14 protein-coding genes are annotated in these 15,064 nt (G+C 70.4%); 7 read left to right on the top strand and 7 right to left on the bottom strand.

Features of this window, described 5'->3' with window-relative positions:
- Positions 1–91: 91 nt before the first annotated feature.
- Both ACZ60M_RS18420 and ACZ60M_RS18425 read left to right on the top strand, forming a co-directional pair.
- Complete coding sequence (locus ACZ60M_RS18420; protein WP_465419581.1) at positions 92–1,531, top strand: basic amino acid/polyamine antiporter; 1,440 nt, start codon at positions 92–94, stop codon at positions 1,529–1,531.
- A 26-nt stretch (positions 1,532–1,557) separates the two neighbouring features.
- Entirely contained in the window at positions 1,558–2,805 is a 1,248-nt protein-coding gene (locus ACZ60M_RS18425; protein ID WP_465419583.1) for an arginine deiminase, read from the top strand.
- 79 nt (positions 2,806–2,884) lie between these two features.
- On the opposite strand, the gene ACZ60M_RS18430 is transcribed toward ACZ60M_RS18425, so the two are convergent.
- The gene (locus ACZ60M_RS18430) at positions 2,885–3,355 is read right to left on the bottom strand and encodes a carboxymuconolactone decarboxylase family protein (RefSeq protein WP_465419585.1); all 471 of its coding nucleotides are present in this window, start codon (positions 3,353–3,355) and stop codon (positions 2,885–2,887) included.
- Positions 3,356–3,536: 181 nt separating this feature from the next.
- Here ACZ60M_RS18430 and ACZ60M_RS18435 point away from each other — a divergent pair, with 181 nt between their 5' ends.
- Positions 3,537–4,418 carry a sigma-70 family RNA polymerase sigma factor gene (locus ACZ60M_RS18435; RefSeq protein ID WP_465419587.1) on the top strand — a complete coding sequence of 294 codons (882 nt, stop codon included), beginning with the start codon at positions 3,537–3,539 and terminating at the stop codon, positions 4,416–4,418.
- Positions 4,419–4,525: 107 nt separating this feature from the next.
- A complete protein-coding gene (locus ACZ60M_RS18440; protein WP_465419589.1) occupies positions 4,526–4,996 on the top strand; it encodes a rhodanese-like domain-containing protein in 471 nt (156 codons plus the stop codon).
- Between the two features lie 91 nt (positions 4,997–5,087).
- Here the strand turns inward: ACZ60M_RS18440 and ACZ60M_RS18445 are convergent, their stop codons facing one another.
- The 6 genes from ACZ60M_RS18445 to ACZ60M_RS18470 form a co-directional block, all read right to left on the bottom strand.
- A complete protein-coding gene (locus ACZ60M_RS18445) occupies positions 5,088–5,876 on the bottom strand; it encodes a hypothetical protein (RefSeq protein WP_465419591.1) in 789 nt (262 codons plus the stop codon).
- On the bottom strand, positions 5,873–6,442 hold the full coding sequence (locus tag ACZ60M_RS18450) for a SigE family RNA polymerase sigma factor (RefSeq protein WP_465419593.1): 570 nt from the start codon (positions 6,440–6,442) through the stop codon (positions 5,873–5,875). The genes ACZ60M_RS18445 and ACZ60M_RS18450 overlap by 4 nt, the downstream gene beginning before the upstream one ends.
- Before the next feature lie 149 nt (positions 6,443–6,591).
- Positions 6,592–7,746, bottom strand: coding sequence for a right-handed parallel beta-helix repeat-containing protein (locus tag ACZ60M_RS18455; protein WP_465419595.1), 1,155 nt, complete (start codon positions 7,744–7,746; stop codon positions 6,592–6,594).
- 160 nt (positions 7,747–7,906) lie between these two features.
- Positions 7,907–9,217 carry a glycosyltransferase gene (locus ACZ60M_RS18460; RefSeq protein ID WP_465419597.1) on the bottom strand — a complete coding sequence of 437 codons (1,311 nt, stop codon included), beginning with the start codon at positions 9,215–9,217 and terminating at the stop codon, positions 7,907–7,909.
- Positions 9,214–11,493 (bottom strand): glycoside hydrolase domain-containing protein, encoded by a 2,280-nt coding sequence (locus ACZ60M_RS18465; protein ID WP_465419599.1) that lies wholly within the window; start codon positions 11,491–11,493, stop codon positions 9,214–9,216. Before ACZ60M_RS18465 ends, ACZ60M_RS18460 begins: the two co-directional genes overlap by 4 nt.
- 92 nt (positions 11,494–11,585) lie before the next feature.
- The gene (locus tag ACZ60M_RS18470) at positions 11,586–12,167 is read right to left on the bottom strand and encodes a histidine phosphatase family protein (RefSeq protein WP_465419601.1); all 582 of its coding nucleotides are present in this window, start codon (positions 12,165–12,167) and stop codon (positions 11,586–11,588) included.
- 96 nt (positions 12,168–12,263) lie between these two features.
- On the opposite strand from ACZ60M_RS18470, the gene ACZ60M_RS18475 reads away from it, so the two are divergent.
- The 3 genes from ACZ60M_RS18475 to ACZ60M_RS18485 all read left to right on the top strand — a co-directional run bounded on the left by ACZ60M_RS18475 (position 12,264) and on the right by ACZ60M_RS18485 (position 15,032).
- Entirely contained in the window at positions 12,264–13,343 is a 1,080-nt protein-coding gene (locus ACZ60M_RS18475) for a hypothetical protein (protein ID WP_465419603.1), read from the top strand.
- Between the two features lie 84 nt (positions 13,344–13,427).
- Entirely contained in the window at positions 13,428–14,408 is a 981-nt protein-coding gene (locus ACZ60M_RS18480) for a S66 peptidase family protein (RefSeq protein ID WP_465419604.1), read from the top strand.
- An 87-nt stretch (positions 14,409–14,495) separates the two neighbouring features.
- The gene (locus ACZ60M_RS18485; RefSeq protein WP_465419606.1) at positions 14,496–15,032 is read left to right on the top strand and encodes a GNAT family N-acetyltransferase; all 537 of its coding nucleotides are present in this window, start codon (positions 14,496–14,498) and stop codon (positions 15,030–15,032) included.
- The last annotated feature ends 32 nt before the right edge of the window (positions 15,033–15,064 follow it).

Genomic DNA, 15,064 nt, shown 5'->3' on the forward strand with positions numbered 1-15,064 from the left:
CGCCGAATCCGAGTTCTTGTCTGCTTTGCGGCGATATATTCAGGGATCCAGTGCCCTCATCGGCCTCGACGGCCCGACCTGCGAGGACTCCATGGCCCAACCCGCGAACGCGATCGAGACCCCGCGCACCGCGAAACTCGCCTTCTGGACGCTGACCTCCATGGTCGTCGGCTCCATGGTCGGCGCGGGCGTGTTCTCCCTCCCCGCCCGGTTCGCGCAGGAGACCGGCGTCGCCGGGGCGGTCATCTCGTGGGCCGTCGCGGGCAGCGGCATGCTCATGCTCGCGTTCGTGTTCCAGAACCTCGCGATCCGCCGCCCCGACCTCGACGCCGGTGTCTACGCCTACGCGAAGGCCGGATTCGGCGAGTACCCCGGCTTCTTCTCCGCGTTCGGCTACTGGGCCAGCGCCTGCGTCGGCAACGTGACGTACTGGGTGCTCATCATGTCGACGGCGGGCGCGCTCGTGCCCGCCCTCGGCGAGGGCGACACGGTCCTGGCGATCGTGCTCTCCTCGGCGGGCCTGTGGGGGTTCTTCCTGCTCATCAAGCAGGGCGTGAAGGAAGCGGCCGCGATCAACCGGGTCGTCACGGTCGCGAAGCTCATCCCCATCGGCGTGTTCGTCATCCTCGCGCTGTTCTTCTTCAAGCCCTCGGTGTTCGCCGGGAACTTCGGCGGCGCCGACTACGCCGGGTCGCTGTTCAGCCAGGTCAGGGGGACGATGCTGGCGACGGTGTTCGTGTTCCTCGGCGTCGAGGGCGCCTCGGTGTACTCGCGGCACGCCAAGCGCCGAGAGGACGTCGGGCGGGCGACGATCACCGGTTTCCTGTCCGTGTTCGCGGTCTTCGCGTCGGTCACGATCGTGTCGTACGGGATCATGCCGATGGAGGAGATCGCCGAGCTGCGCCAGCCGTCCATGGCCGGGGTTCTCGAAGCCGCCGTCGGCACGTGGGGCATGGTGTTCGTCTCGATCGGCCTGGTCGTCTCCGTGCTCGGCGCGTACCTGGCGTGGACGCTCATGGCCGCCGAGGTCCTGTTCGTGGCCGCGAAGGACAAGGACATGCCGCGGTTCCTCGGCCGCGCGACGAAAGCCGACGTGCCCGTCCCGGCCCTGGTCCTGACGACCGCGCTCAGCCAGATCGTCCTGGTCATCACGTACTTCTCCGACGACGCGTTCAACTTCGCGCTCGACCTCACCTCAGCCTTGTCGCTCATCCCGTTCCTGCTCGCGGCCCTGTTCGCGGTCAAGGTCGCGGCCGGGCGCGACGGCCTGCTCGAACGCGGCTCCTCGAAGGAGATGACGGTGGCGGTCCTGGCGGTCCTCTACACGGCGTTCCTGCTGTTCGCGGCCGGTCTGGAGTTCCTGCTCGTGTCGTTCATCGTCTACGCCCCCGCGACGATTCTGTTCGTCATGGCCCGCCGCGAGCAGGGCCGCCGCCTGTTCAGTCCCGGCGAGGCCGTCCTGCTGGCGGTCTCGGTCGCGGGCGCCGTCCTCGGCGTCGTCGCGCTCGCACTCGGGTGGATCGACATTTGAGAACGCAGAGCTAAAGGGGTGCAGTCATGTCCGATGTCCAGTCGTACGGCGTCCATTCCGAGGTCGGCAGGCTCCGGAAGGTCCTGGTGTGCGCGCCGGGGCTCGCGCACCGGCGCCTGACGCCCACGAACGCCGACGGGCTGCTGTTCGACGACGTCATGTGGGTCGAGAACGCGCAGCGCGACCACGCCGAGTTCGTGGAGCACATGCGCAGCCGCGGCGTCGAGGTCGTCGAGCTGCACGACCTCCTGTCGCAGACCATGGCGGACAAGGAGGCCCGCGGGTGGCTCCTCGACCGGAAGATCACCCCGAACGAGGTCGGGATCGGCCTCATGGAGCCGACCCGGGAGTACCTGGAGTCGCTGGGCCCGGCCGAACTCGCGGAGTTCCTGATCGGCGGTATGTCCACACACGACCTTCCGCAGGACCTGCGGCCGGGGTACGTGGCGCTGGCGCGGGAGTCGACGGGCGCGCGCGAGTACCTGATGCCGCCGCTGCCGAACACGTTGTACACCAGGGACACCACGTGCTGGCTGTACGGCGGGCTCACGCTCAACCCGCTGTACTGGCCTGCGCGCCATGACGAGACGCTGCTGATGAAGGCGGTCTACACGTTCCATCCCGAGTTCAGGGGCTCGCGGGTGTGGTGGGGCGACCCGGACGAGACGTGGGGGCAGGCGACGTTCGAGGGCGGCGACATCATGCCCGTCGGCAACGGCGTGGTGCTCATGGGGATGAGCGAGCGCACGTCGCGGCAGGCGATCACGCAGGTCGCGAAGGCCCTGTTCGACCAGGGCGCGGCCGAGCGGGTGGTCGTGGCCGGCATGCCGAAGCTGCGCGCGGCCATGCACCTGGACACGGTGTTCACGTTCGCCGACCGGGACGTGGTGACGCTGTACCCCAGGATCATGGACGCGGTGCACACGTTCTCCCTGCGGCCCAGCGACAGGTCGCCGGGACTGGAGCTGGAGGACCACCGGTCGGCGGCGTTCACCGAGGTCGTGGCCGAGGCGCTGGGCCTGCCCAGTCTGCAGGTGATCGCCACGGGCGGCGACGTGTACGCCTCCGAGCGGCAGCAGTGGGACTCGGGGAACAACGCGGTCGCGCTGGAGCCGGGCGTGGTGATGACGTACGACCGGAACACGCAGACGAACACGCTCCTGCGCGACGCCGGGATCGAGGTCATCCCGATCGTGGGCGCCGAACTCGGGCGCGGGCGCGGCGGCGGGCACTGCATGACCTGCCCGATCATCCGCGATCCCGTGGACTTCTGAAGCGCTGTGTAGACCTTGGACCCGGCTCAGGGGCGCGGCCTTTCCGGCCGCGCCCCTTCGGGTCTCCTTGCTTTCGGGTCTAGCCCCAGGCGCCGGGGGTGTAGTTGCCGCCGGGGATGCGGGGGATGGCGTTCATCCGGTTGTAGGCGTTGATGAGCGCGATGAGCGAGACGAGGCCGGTGAGCTGGTCGTCGTCGAAGTGCTTGCGGGCGTCGTCCCAGACGTCGTCGGGGACGCCCGCGCTGTCGGCGAGGCGCGTCCCGGCCTCGGCGAGGGCGAGGGCCGCGCGCTCGGGCTCGGTGAAGACCACGGAGTCGCGCCAGGCGGCGACCATGGTGAGGCGGACGGTGGTCTCGCCGGCGTGGGCGGCGTCCTTGGCGTGCATGTCGGTGCACACGCCGCAGCCGTTGATCTGGCTGGCGCGCAGCAGGACCAGGTTGGGGATCTCGGCGGGGAGGCCGGTGTTCTTGAGGGCCAGTCCGGCGGCGTTGATGTGCTTGGCGAACTTGGCGGTGATCGGGTTGGAGTAGTAGTCGATGCGGGGTTCCACGGCGGGCTCCTTCAGGATTCGTTCGGTACACCGGCATGACGGAACCCGGCGCGGAGGTGTGACCGGCGAAGGGCTCTTAGTGCCGTGGATCACTCGAGTGGTGTCGCGAGAGGCGGGACGGTCACGTTTCCCCGCGCGCGTACGTCATAAGGTCGACAACCCCGTCGAAGGAGGAGCGAGCATGAACGACGACCAGTGGCTGGCAGAGCGTTTCGAGACCGACCGGCCCCGGCTGGAGGCCGTCGCGTTCCGGATGCTCGGCTCCTCCGGCGAGGCCGAGGACGCGGTCCAGGAGGCCTGGTTCCGCTTGGCCGCCAGCGACACCGCGCGCATCGACAACCTGAGCGGCTGGCTCACCACCGTGGTGGGCCGGGTCTGCCTCGACCAGCTGCGGCGGCGCAAGTCCCGGGCCGAGCAGCCCATGCCCGAATATGAGGTCGAGCCGACCGCGCTGCCGGGCCCGGCCGATGTCGAGGCCGACCCGGAGTCGGCGGCGGTCATCGCCGACTCGGTGAGCCTCGCGCTGCTGGTGGTCCTGGAGACGCTGGAGCCCGCCGAGCGGCTCGCGTTCGTCCTGCACGACATGTTCGGCGTGCCCTTCGACGACATCGCCCAGATCGTCGACCGGACGCCCACGGCCGCAAGGAAGCTCGCGAGCCGCGCGCGGTCGCGGGTGCGGGGGACCGATGTGCCGCAGCGCAAGGAGGTGTCGAAGCAGCGCACCGTGGTCGAGGCGTTCCTCGCGGCGGCGCGCGGCGGCGACTTCGAGGCGCTCGTGTCGGTGCTCGACCCCGAGATCACGCTGCGCACGGACGCGGCCGAGGTCGGCCAGATCATCCGCGGCGCGGCCCAGATCGCGGGCGGCGCGATGACCTTCGCGGCCATGGCGACCGGCGCGCAGCTCGTGCTCGCCGACGGCAAGATCGGCGTCATCTCCTCGCTGCCGAACCTCCCGACGCGGGTCCTCGTGTTCACCGTCGAAGGCGACAAGATCATCGCCATGGAAGGCGTCACGAACCCCGACCGCGTGCGCGGCATGGCGTTGACCCTGTTGGACGCCTAGGAGAGCGGGCCTCCGCTCCCGCGGAGGCCCGTCCGCGCTGGTCCCACATCATGGCCAATTTTGTGTCAAGTGCTCATATCTTTGTATCAGCACATAGATTTCGGGGCATGGAAACGAACTCGAACCCCGTGCTCCGCGTCGCCCCCGCCTCCCCCGCCGACGCCCTCGCGTACTTCACCGGGCTCATGACCTACAGCACCGACGTCTCCGACGTCTTCGCCGCCTCCCAGGCCGACGACCTCGGGTTCACCCTCGTCGACACCCGCGGCGACGCCGCCTGGTTCCAGGGCCGCGTCCCCGGCGCCGTGCACCTCCCCACCGACGACATCGCCTCCCGCGCAAGCGAACTCGCCGACCCGGCCAAGCCCGTCGTCGTCTACTGCTGGGGCCCCGGCTGCAACGGCGCCTACCGCGCCGCCGTCGAGTTCGCCAAGCTCGGCTACCAGGTCAAGTACATGATGGGCGGCTTCGAGTACTGGGCCCGCGAAGGCCTCCCCGTCGAGACCGCCGCAGGCGTCGAGCGCGGCAAGCCCGACCCGCTCACCGCCCCCTCCAGCGGCGTCTCCTGCGACTGCTGACGTTTCATATTCGCGGAACGGGGGCCGGGCGATCGCCCGGCCCCCGTTCTCGCTCTGGGGTTGCCGCGCTGGTGAGGCGCGGCTGAGTCGCTTATTCGAAGTCGCCTTCGATGGTGCCGCTGTCGCCGGATTCGGTCACGGCCTCGAACGTGTAGCTGTCGTCGTCGGCGCTGCGCCCGCCGCCGCCGTGGTTGAACTGGCCCGCGAGCGTGTACTCCCCGGCCGGGAGGACCTTGCCGTCCTGGAGTCGCCATGTGTAGACGAGGAAGCCGTCCTCCTCGGTCACTACTGCGGCCTGGAACCAGCTGTCGCCGGTCGTCCACGAGCCGGTCGACTCGATGCCCGCGCCCACGGCGATCCGCAGCTCCACGGTCAGCTCGGCCAGCGGCTGCTCGTTCTTCACCGTCAGGTCCGACTGCGACCAGAAGTCGTTGCTGTTCTGGTTGACCGAGCCGTCCGTCCACAGCCATTCGGGCGCGTCGGCGTCGACCTCCGGGCTGGAACCGTCGTCGGTCTCGCCGCCGTCGCTCGACTCGTCCGCTGAAGGCGAGCCCTCCCCGGTCGTCGCGGCGTCGCCGCTGCTCTCGGGGTCCGTGGCCTCCGCAGACCGGGTGCCGGGAGCGGCCGCGGGAGGTTCGGGGGTGGGGCCGAGCACCGGGCCGAAGCCCAGGAACTGCCCGGCGAACACGATCGCGCCGATGAGCGCCAGCGCCGCGCCCGTCGCCAGGCCCAGCTGCGGGATGCGCCAGCCGGTGCGCACCGGTTCGGCGCGCACGCGCGGCTCGCGCATGCCCTCGGACACGCGCGACCACATGCGGTCGCGGTCCGGTTCGTACTCCTCGGCGTGGACCCGGAGCCGGTCGTTGATGTCGTCGTTCACCGCTGCTCCCCCTTTCCGATCGAAGCCCAGGCCGATCCCGCCTGGGGTCCGAGGATGCGCCGCAGTTCGGCGAGGCCCTTCGAGGTCTGGCTCTTGACCGTGCCGACCGTGATGCCGAGCGCGTCGGCGGTCTCGCGTTCGGAGAGCTCCAGCGAGTGCCGCAGGACGACGCACGCGCGCCGCCGCAGCGGGAGCCGCTCGAGCGCTTTGCGCACGTCGACGACGGCGGCCGAGTCGGGGCCGTCGTGCGTTTCTCCTGGCCGCTGCCAGAACAGGGTGTTGCGGCGCCGCTCGCGCACGGCGGCGCGGATGCGGGCCTTGGCGAGGTTGGCGACGATACCGCGCGCGTACGCGATCTGCGACCGGGCCCGCCGGGCCTGGTCCCACTGCCGCCACACCGCGAGCATCGCGTCCGCCGCGATGTCCTCGGCCGTCCCGCTCTCGCCGATGAGCAGCCACGCGAAGCGCGCCAGCTCGGCGTGGTGCCGCTCGAAGAAGGCGCGGAAGGCGTCTTCCTCCAGCTGAGCGGGGACATCCAACGGGGGGCCTCCGGTCGCGGGTCTCATTCGGGGAGGCGGAGAGTCTAGCAGTCGGACCACGACACGCTCACTTTCAGAAGTGGGGCGCGGAAACAGGGCGGGCTCGAGCACCCCCGGTGCTCGAGCCCGTTGTTTCCCATGGCAGGAAAAGCCCTTCCTTGTACCGGCGCAGTCGCCTAGTACGTCATGCTCGCGCCGATCGCGGTGGACCCGGTCGTCAGGAAGGTGACGCTCGGGAGTTTGCCGCCGGAGGTGCGCGCCTTCGCGGCCTGCGCCGAGTCGGTCGACTTGAAGGTCGGGACGCTCACGCCGGAGTCCCAGCTGTTCGCGGCCGAGACCGTGCTGGAGCCGATCTTGTCGGCGGAGCCGCCGCTGACCGAGAGGTTGCGGGCGAGCCGCGCCTTGCCGGTCTGGAACCAGAAGCCGGAGCCCTTGTTGGCCCAGGCCGTGTTCTTGTGGATCTGCATCTGGCCGGTGTTGGAGTTCTCGGTGAACCCGTTGGCGTTGTTCGACCAGGCGGCGTTGTTGGTCACGACGTGCGCGACCGCCTCGTCGTCGCCGCCGAGCTTGAAGCCGTTGCCGTCGCCCTGCCAGTTCGCGTCGCTCCAGCGGTTCACGCCGTTGCCCCACGCCCAGTTCGACTCGACGCGCACGGGCGAGGAGAAGGACCAGAAGTCGAGGCCGTCGTCGGCGTTCTCGTAGAGCCGGGCGCCGCGGATGACGTTGCCCGAGCCGGAGCCGAACTTGACGGCGATGCCGTCGGCGTTCTCGCCGTTCGCGGCAGCGTCGTAGTTGCGGTACGAGTCGAGGTCCTCGACCAGGTTGTTCACGGTGTTCTCGCCGCGGAGGTTGAAGCCCGTGTCGCCGTTGTAGCGGGTCACGAGGTTGTCGAACACGCCTCCGGTGGAGGAGGTGACGACGAAGCCGTGCGCGGGGGAGTTCTGGAACGTCATGTCGTGCACGTACCAGTAGGAGCCGTAGATGCCGGCGAGCCAGTCGCCGTCGGGGAGGTTCGAGCCGTCGACGGTGACGGCGCCGTTCCCGTACGGTTCCAAGGTGATCCGCGCGGAGGCGGTCCCCGAGTTCGATGATTTCAGTGTGGCGGACGGGTAGTAGGTGCCCGCCTTGACGCGGATGACCGTGCCCGCCTTCGCGTTCTTGACCGCCGATTCGAGCTCGGCGTTCGTGTCGACCACGACGTCGGTGGCGGCGGCCGCCTCGTTCGCGCCGAAGCCGTACTGGAGGCCGATGCCCGCCGCGCCCGCCACGACGGCGACCGCTGCGGAGATCAGTGCCCGCGTCCTGCGCTTCTTGCTATTCGGTGAGGACATGACGCCCTTTCCCTGATTGTGGTTGGTGGGTGCGGCGGAGCCGGGTTGCCGCACCGTCATGTGGTTGCCGCGGGCGCCCCGAAGGTTGCCGCGAAATCCGAAGATTTTCTGAGAAACTTCGGCGCGGCTGCAGAACCACAGGTCAGGGAGGTGGCGGGCCTTAAGAGAAGGTGACGTGGGCGCCGACGGGGCGCCCGGCCGGGTCGTCGAGGAGCCCGGTGAAGAGGTTGTCGAAGACGGCGGCGCGGTCGAAGCGCAGCGCGTACGCGCGGGCCCGTGAAGCCGCGGCGTCCCGTTCGGCCGGGCTCATGGCGAGCGCGCGGTCGATGGCGGCCGCGAGCGCCGCCGGGTCGGAGTGCGGGACCTCGATCGCGGTGTCCCCCACCGCCTCGGGGATGCCGCCGGTGTTGGTGGTGATCACCGGGCCGCCGCCCGCGAGCATCTTCTCGACGAGCGCGATCCCGAAGGTCTCGACGAACTCCGGGCGCGGCTTCGACGGCAGTGCGTATGCGGCGCAGCCGTTCATGAGCAGCGGCTTCTCCTCGTCGCCGACGTCGGTGAGGAAGACGATCCGGTCGTCGCCCCCGGCGAGGGCCTTCGTCTCAGCGTGCGCGGGGCCGTTCCCGGCGATCACGAGCCGGTGCGTCTGCGACGCGTCGGACGCGCGGTAGGCGGCGATGAGGTCGTCCGCGCCCTTCGCGGCGGCGACGCGGGAGAGGAAGAGGATGTAGCCGTCCCGGGTGAGTCCCCTTGCGGCCAAAGCGCTCTCGACCGCCACCGGGTCGAGGTCGAGGTACGCGCCCGCGTCGACGGCCGGGTAGGAGACCTCGACGCGGTCGGCGACCTCGTCGGCGAACCTGGTGCCGCAGGCGAGGTCGACCTGCGCGGCCGACTCGAGGATCAGGTCCCGCGTGTAGGCCGAGACGGCCACGCACCTGTCGTGCGACAGATATGTCGTGAACAGGGACGCGGCCGCGCCGATCGCGCCTTCGGCGATACACGAGCGGACGACGTTCGTGATGTCCGAGCCCACGGCCTCGGCGATGGTCGTGACATCGGCGTCGAGCCCCGAGGCGCGCACCGACCGCAGCGCCTCGGCGACCGCGTTCGCGTGCGGCGTCAGGTACATCGACATGCACACCGTCGGCACGCCGTCGGTGAACAGCTCGAACAGCCGCCCGGCCAGGCCGAGCAGGTGGCGGCCGGTGGGGACGCGGTAGTCCCCCACCGGGCCGGGCCGCTCCACGGTGATCCCCGCCGAGTACGGCAGGAGGTCGTCGAGCGGTTTGAGCGGGAGCCCCGCCGCCCGCAGCGCCTCGATCGGCCAGGTCACGATGCGCACGTCGTCGAAGCCGCGCGTGAGGGCGACTTCGGCGAGGCCGCGCGCCTCGGTGGCGTGGCCGCAGATGACCGGGTCCGCGCGGACCACGATGACGAGACGGCGCTGCGGGCCGCGAGGCTGTGTGATCACGGTAGGAACTCCTGGAGTCGGGCCCCGCCGGCCCACTCGGGGCGGCGGTCGGAGGCGGACGGCGGGCGCATCTTCGTGGCCCAGTCGGACGGTTCGGAACCGAGCTCGATCTCCAGCCTCCCGCCGCCGTGCAGCTGGTTGCCGGTGAGGAACCCGTGGTCCAGCGGCTTGCCGTTGAAGCGGGCCGACTGGACGTACTGCGCGGCGTGCCCGGCGGCGTCCTCGCCGATGCCGGACTCGACATGGCCGGTGGTGACCAGCTCGAAGTCGCTGCCGCCGAAGCGGAGTGACGCGCCCTTGAACGCGGGGGCGTTGACCAGGAACAGGTTCTGGCCCGCGACCGGGAAGAGCCCCAGCGAGGCCCACACGTACCAGGACGAGAGCGCCCCGGAGTCGTCGTTGCCGGGCAGGCCGCCGCGGCTCGTCCCGAACTGGTAGGCGAGCGCGGCGTGCACGACCTCGGCGGTGCGGTCGGGCCGGCCGGCGTAGTGGTAGGCCCAGGGGGCCTCCATGTCCGGCTCGTTGTTGAGGCCCTCGAAGCGGTTGAGGTCCTGGCCGATCGCGAACTCCGAGCCGAACGGCGGCACGCCCAGCTGCGTGACCGGCCCGGCCCCGAACCCGAAGAAGCGGTCGAGGATCGCGGTGAACGCCTTGTCGCCGCCCGCGAGCTTGATGCGGGCGGCCATGTCGTGCAGGAGCCGGAACGAGTAGTTCCAGCGCCCGCCCTCGTAGAAGCTCGAATCGCGCAGCAGCCCGTCGCTGCCGAACGCGTTGACCCAGTTGAGGGCCTTCGCCTCGAGTTCGTCGGCGAGCCGGTGGTCGCCGAGGCCGCGCGCGACGATCGCCGTGCACCAGTAGCCCGTGGCGAGGTCGAGGGTGTGGCTGATCGGGTGCACGATGCCCCGGTCGGCGTAGTCCTCGCCGTAGCCGCGCCGCAGGTCGTCCTGCATGTGGACGAGCGCCCAGTCCCATTCCAGGCCTTCGAGGCCCAGCTGGTAGCCGTCGGCGAGGACGGTGTGGGCGAGGGCCGAGGCCTGGCGGAAGAACCGGTCGGAGCCGCGCGACATGCGGTAGCCGATCGGGAGGTTCCCCTCCTCCTCGGCGATCTTCACCAGCGACTCGACCATGGCCGCGCCCTTGACCGGGTCGAGCGCGGTGAGCAGCGGGAACTGGGTCTTGTACATGTCCCACATCGTCGCGATGTCGAACACGAAGGGGCCCTTGGCGGGCCAGAACGGGCTCTCGTCCTCGGCGAAGCACGGCTTGATCAGCGAGTGGTAGAGGCTCGTGGCGAACACGGTGCGCCGCTCCGGCGTGCCTCCGTCCACTTCGACCTGTGCGGCGTACCCGGCCCAGGCGTCGTGCGTCTGCGCGCGAACGCGTTCGAAGCCGTTCTCGAACCCGCCGGGCAGGTTGGCCTCCAGGTTGCGGCGGGCCTGGTCGGTGCCGCGCATGGAGAAGCCCATGCGTATCTCGACCGTCTGGCCCGCGCGGGCCGGGCCCATGAACATGAGGCCGAAGGGGCGCAGCGTGGTGCGGCGGATGTAGTCGAAGTCGAGGCGGGTGCCGCCGTCGACGCGGCGGCGGTCGTACCAGACGAGCTGGCGCCAGGCCTTCGGCGTGTCCGAGTCGATGTAGACCGAGAGCGGGATGCCCTCCATGACGACGGTGCCCTGCGCGCAGCCCTGGCCGAGGCTCTCCAGCCCGGCGCGGAGGGGGACGGTGGAGCCGTGCTCGATCGCGAGGCCGCCGTACGAGAAGTCGAGGACGACGCGGGCCGAGGACGCCTCGGGGAAGGTGTAGCGGTGCACGGCGGTCTTCTCGCCGACGGTGAGCTCGCAGCGGATGCCGTTCGCGAGGGTCGCGGCGTAGTAGCCGGGCTCGGCGGTCTCGTCGTGGAGCTTCCAGCGGGTGCCGAGCGCGTCGAGGGGCTCGATCATCGGCGTGACGCGGAAGTAGTTGTAGTACTTGCGGATAGCGCCCGTGCCGGACTGCTGGAAGTGGGTGAATCCGCTGGCGAGGTAGTCGTCGTAGAGGGGCGCGGGGGCGCCCTCGGTGGACATGCCGTAGCGGCCGTAGCCGGTGGGGTAGGCGCCGGAGCAGGCGCAGGCGGAGACCATGCCGAGCGGGTGGCAGGCGCCCGGGTGGGTGTTCCCGACCTGGGCTTTCGGCCACCACCAACTGGCGGCCAGCCCCTGTGCCGCGGGCAGATCGGCCGGTTCGGTGCCGATGAAGGGGTCTACTGAGTCCAATATGCGACCGAGATTAGATGTCATGCGTCACATCCTCGTTACAGCCGCATGAACGCGCAAGCGTAGACGTGCACTTCGTCTAAAATTCAGTGCTGCGCATCGTGAAACATGAGCGTTTACCCGGGTCGGTGGCCCGTCTCCAGACCCGCGAGGTGCTCGGTCCGGGCGATCTCGACCGGCTTCAGGCCGTCGATCACCGTGATCGCGCCCGAGGGCACGCCGTTGTGCAAGAGCTCCGCCGGCACCGCCGCGTCCCCCACGAGCGTCCGCAGCAGATCGACCGTGACCCCGCCGTGGCAGGCCACCGCGACCGGCCCGTCCTCGGCCTCCCGCTCGACCAGGAACTCCCGGAACCGCGCCCCCGCCGCCCGCGACGAATCCCCGATCACCGGCACGAAGTCCCGGTCCCCGCTCGCCCGCATCCAGTCCGCGAAGAACGCCTCCGCCGACACACTCCCGTCCCAGTTCATCCGCTCAGTCACCCGCGCGTCGACCAGCACCGGCAGCCCCGCCGCCGCCGCGACCGCTTCCGCGGTCTGCCGCGCCCGCAGCAGCGGGCTCGCGTACACCGCCCGCAGCCCCTTGCCCCGCAACCGCTCCGCCGCGAGCGCCGCCTGCTCCCGACCCCGCGCCGTCAGGCCCGGATCGCCCGGCGCCCGCTCCTTCTCGCCGTGCTGCACCACGTACACCATTCCCATCGCCGCAGCGTACCGGCGGGGGTAAGGCAGGCCCCACCCTTTATTGGGCGGTCAACAGCAATGTGCCGCAACGCCAACCGCCATACCGTCGTATCCATGAACGAGACCCCCGTGACCGCGCCGGTCAGCCCCGCCGCCCGCCACCGCCGCGCCGCCCTCGCCGAGAAGGCCGCCGAGTCCGGCCTCGCCCTCACCGACGGCGGCCGCCGCTGGCACCGCCCCCTCGTCGTCCTCGGGATCGTCTGCGGCGTCATCGCCCTGGTCTCCCTGGCCGCCATGCCCTTCGACGACCGCACCCTGATGGGCGAGAGCGTCTGGGCGAAGTCCTTCAAGTTCGGCTTCTCCTTCTTCGCCTACTGCCTCTCCCTCGCCTGGCTGCTCTCGCACATGACGAAGCTGCGCCGCACCGGCTGGGTCCTCGGCACGGTCTTCGCCGTCATCAGCGCGGCCGAGGTCGGGGTCATCACCGCGGCCGCCGCGATGGGCACGTTCAGCCACTTCAACGCCACCGAAGGCGGATTCAACGACGTCGTCCAGATGGCCTTCCAGTTCGTTCCCGCCATGTTCATGGTGAACGTCGCCATCGCGGTGATCGTGCTGTTCCAGAAGATCGGCGACAAGGCCGTCACGGCCGTCATCCGCTGGGGCCTGCTCCTGTCGAGCCTCGGCATGTTCGCGGCGTTCTTCATCGTCACCGTCGGCGGGCAGGGCAAGCGGACCCAGGTGGACGCCAACGGGACCGAGGTCCCGCTCAACGCCGGCCACGGCGTCGGCGACCTCGACGGGCACGGCATGTTCCTCACCGGCTGGTCCACCACGGGCGGCGACATGCGGGTCCCGCACTTCATCGGTCTGCACGGCATCCAGGTCCTCATCGGCGTCGCGATGCTCCTGGGCTTCGTTGCGGCCCGCCGCGCCTGGCTGCGCGACGAACGCGTCCGCGCCGCCGTCGTCCGCTGGCTCGCCCTCGGCTACCTGGGCGTTTTCATCACCACGGTGGTGCAGGCGGTGCGCGGCCAGTCGTTCATCGCCCCCGACGCGGCCACGCTCGCCGGTTTCGCGGCCTCGGTCATCCTCGCGACCGCCGGGATCGCCCTCTCGATCCGCAAGGCCCGCAACGCGGCTCCGGCGCTCGACACGGTCGAGGTTCGCGAGCCCGCACTCCAGATCCGATAACGCTTGCACTCAGGCATTGCACTGGGGCCGTCCCAGCCGTAGGCTGTGGGCGGCCCCGCACCCGTCCCGATGGAGGCAGACCACATGGAACCCTTGCGCCCCAAGCGACTCCACCCAGGCGACACCATCGCGATCGCCGGTCTCTCCGGTCCTCGCACCGCCGATCGGCGAGCCCAGCTCGACGCTGCCGTCGCCGGGTTCCAGGCCATGGGCTTCAACGTGCGGGTCACGCCCCTGGTCGAGAACGCCGACACGCATTTCTGGCGCGCGGCCCCGCCCGAGGTCCAGGCCGCCGAGCTCAACGGCCTCCTCAACGACCCCGAGGTCCGCGCGATCATCTCCTTCACCGGCGGGAACGCCACCACCGCCTACCTCGACCGGATCGACTACGACGCCGTCCGCCGCGACCCCAAGCCCCTCCTCGGCTTCAGCGACATCACCGCACTCCACCTGGCCATCCACTCCCAGACCGGCCTGGTCGGCTTCCACGCCGATCTCGCCCCGAGCTTCGGCGGCCGCGTCCGCGGCGATGCCGCGGCGGACCGCCAGGCAGCGATGAACGACCTCGTGCACCAGCTCCTCACCGGCAAGCTCGACGAGACCCTCCTGCCTCCCGACAACGCCTGGGAGACATGGAAACCCGGCCGAGCCACCGGTCGCCTCGTCGGCGGCCTCCTCGACCGGCTCATCAACGTCCAGGCCTCCCCGTTCGCCCTCGCCCCCGAGACCTGGGACGGCGCGGTCTACTTCTGGGAGGACGTGGGCCGCAACCTCGGGCACGTATGGAACCAGCTGCACGTCCTGCGCATGAACGGCGTCTTCGACCGGATCGGCGCGATGGTCGTCGGCATCAACCTCGACGTCGAACTCCCCGAGGACTCGCCGTTCGGGCCGCTCTCGGTGAAGGACATCGTCCTCGACGTCCTCGGCGACTACCGCTTCCCCGTCCTCGCCGGAGTCGACTTCGGACATACCGGACCCAACCTGCCCATGCCCATCGGCGTCCTCGCCGAGGTCGACGCCACCGCCCGCACCCTGCGGCTCCTGGAGTCACCGGTCGACTAGACACTTCTTGCACAGGCGGGTTGCCGCGGCAATTCACCGCGCGTCAATGGTTGATTTCTTGTGGACCTTCGGGCACGGTTGGTAGACATGAGGATCCGAACGGCCACCCCCGCAGACGCCGATGAGATGGTTCAAGCCCGCACCGCCGCGTGGCGCGCGGCCTACGCCGGGCTGGTCGACGCCGACGTGCTCGCCGGGCTCCCCGAAGAGGCCTCCGAGCGCTACGTGCGCTCCCTCGCCGAGCACCGCGACCTCGAACTGACGCTCGTCGCCGAGAAGGGCCCGTACGTCATCGGCTACGCCGTCTTCACTTGGGACCGAACCGAAGCCACCGCCGAAGACGCCGGTCCCGGAATCCCCGGCGAGGTGCGGATGCTCTACGTCCACCCCGACCACTGGAGCCGCGGCACCGGCCGGGCCCTCATGCGCGAGGGCGAGCGGTGGCTCACCGAGCAGGGGCTGCTGCCGGTCCGGGTGTGGGAGCTCGAAGGCAACCCGGTCAGCCGCCGCTTCTACACGCGGTACGGCTTCGTCCCCGACGGCGAGCGCAAGACCGAGCTGATCAGCGGCACCGAGCTGCCGTGCGCGCGGCTGACCCTCCCGAAGGACCACCGCCCCGACTGAGCCCGGGCAGCGTTATGGGCCGGAATCGCTTC

The organism is Glycomyces sp. NPDC050141 (assembly GCF_055586545.1).

Excerpts from the sequence above, each read along its gene's own strand:
- ACZ60M_RS18475 (WP_465419603.1), top strand. The coding sequence starts at position 12,264 with ATGAACGAGACCCCCGTGACCGCGCCGGTCAGCCCCGCCGCCCGCCAC.
- ACZ60M_RS18420 (WP_465419581.1), top strand. The coding sequence starts at position 92 with ATGGCCCAACCCGCGAACGCGATCGAGACCCCGCGCACCGCGAAACTC.
- ACZ60M_RS18440 (WP_465419589.1), top strand. The coding sequence starts at position 4,526 with ATGGAAACGAACTCGAACCCCGTGCTCCGCGTCGCCCCCGCCTCCCCC.
- ACZ60M_RS18435 (WP_465419587.1), top strand. The coding sequence starts at position 3,537 with ATGAACGACGACCAGTGGCTGGCAGAGCGTTTCGAGACCGACCGGCCC.
- ACZ60M_RS18480 (WP_465419604.1), top strand. The coding sequence starts at position 13,428 with ATGGAACCCTTGCGCCCCAAGCGACTCCACCCAGGCGACACCATCGCG.
- ACZ60M_RS18470 (WP_465419601.1), bottom strand. The coding sequence starts at position 12,167 with ATGGGAATGGTGTACGTGGTGCAGCACGGCGAGAAGGAGCGGGCGCCG.
- ACZ60M_RS18425 (WP_465419583.1), top strand. The coding sequence starts at position 1,558 with ATGTCCGATGTCCAGTCGTACGGCGTCCATTCCGAGGTCGGCAGGCTC.
- ACZ60M_RS18485 (WP_465419606.1), top strand. The coding sequence starts at position 14,496 with ATGAGGATCCGAACGGCCACCCCCGCAGACGCCGATGAGATGGTTCAA.
- ACZ60M_RS18465 (WP_465419599.1), bottom strand. The coding sequence starts at position 11,493 with ATGACATCTAATCTCGGTCGCATATTGGACTCAGTAGACCCCTTCATC.
- ACZ60M_RS18455 (WP_465419595.1), bottom strand. The coding sequence starts at position 7,746 with ATGTCCTCACCGAATAGCAAGAAGCGCAGGACGCGGGCACTGATCTCC.
- ACZ60M_RS18450 (WP_465419593.1), bottom strand. The coding sequence starts at position 6,442 with ATGAGACCCGCGACCGGAGGCCCCCCGTTGGATGTCCCCGCTCAGCTG.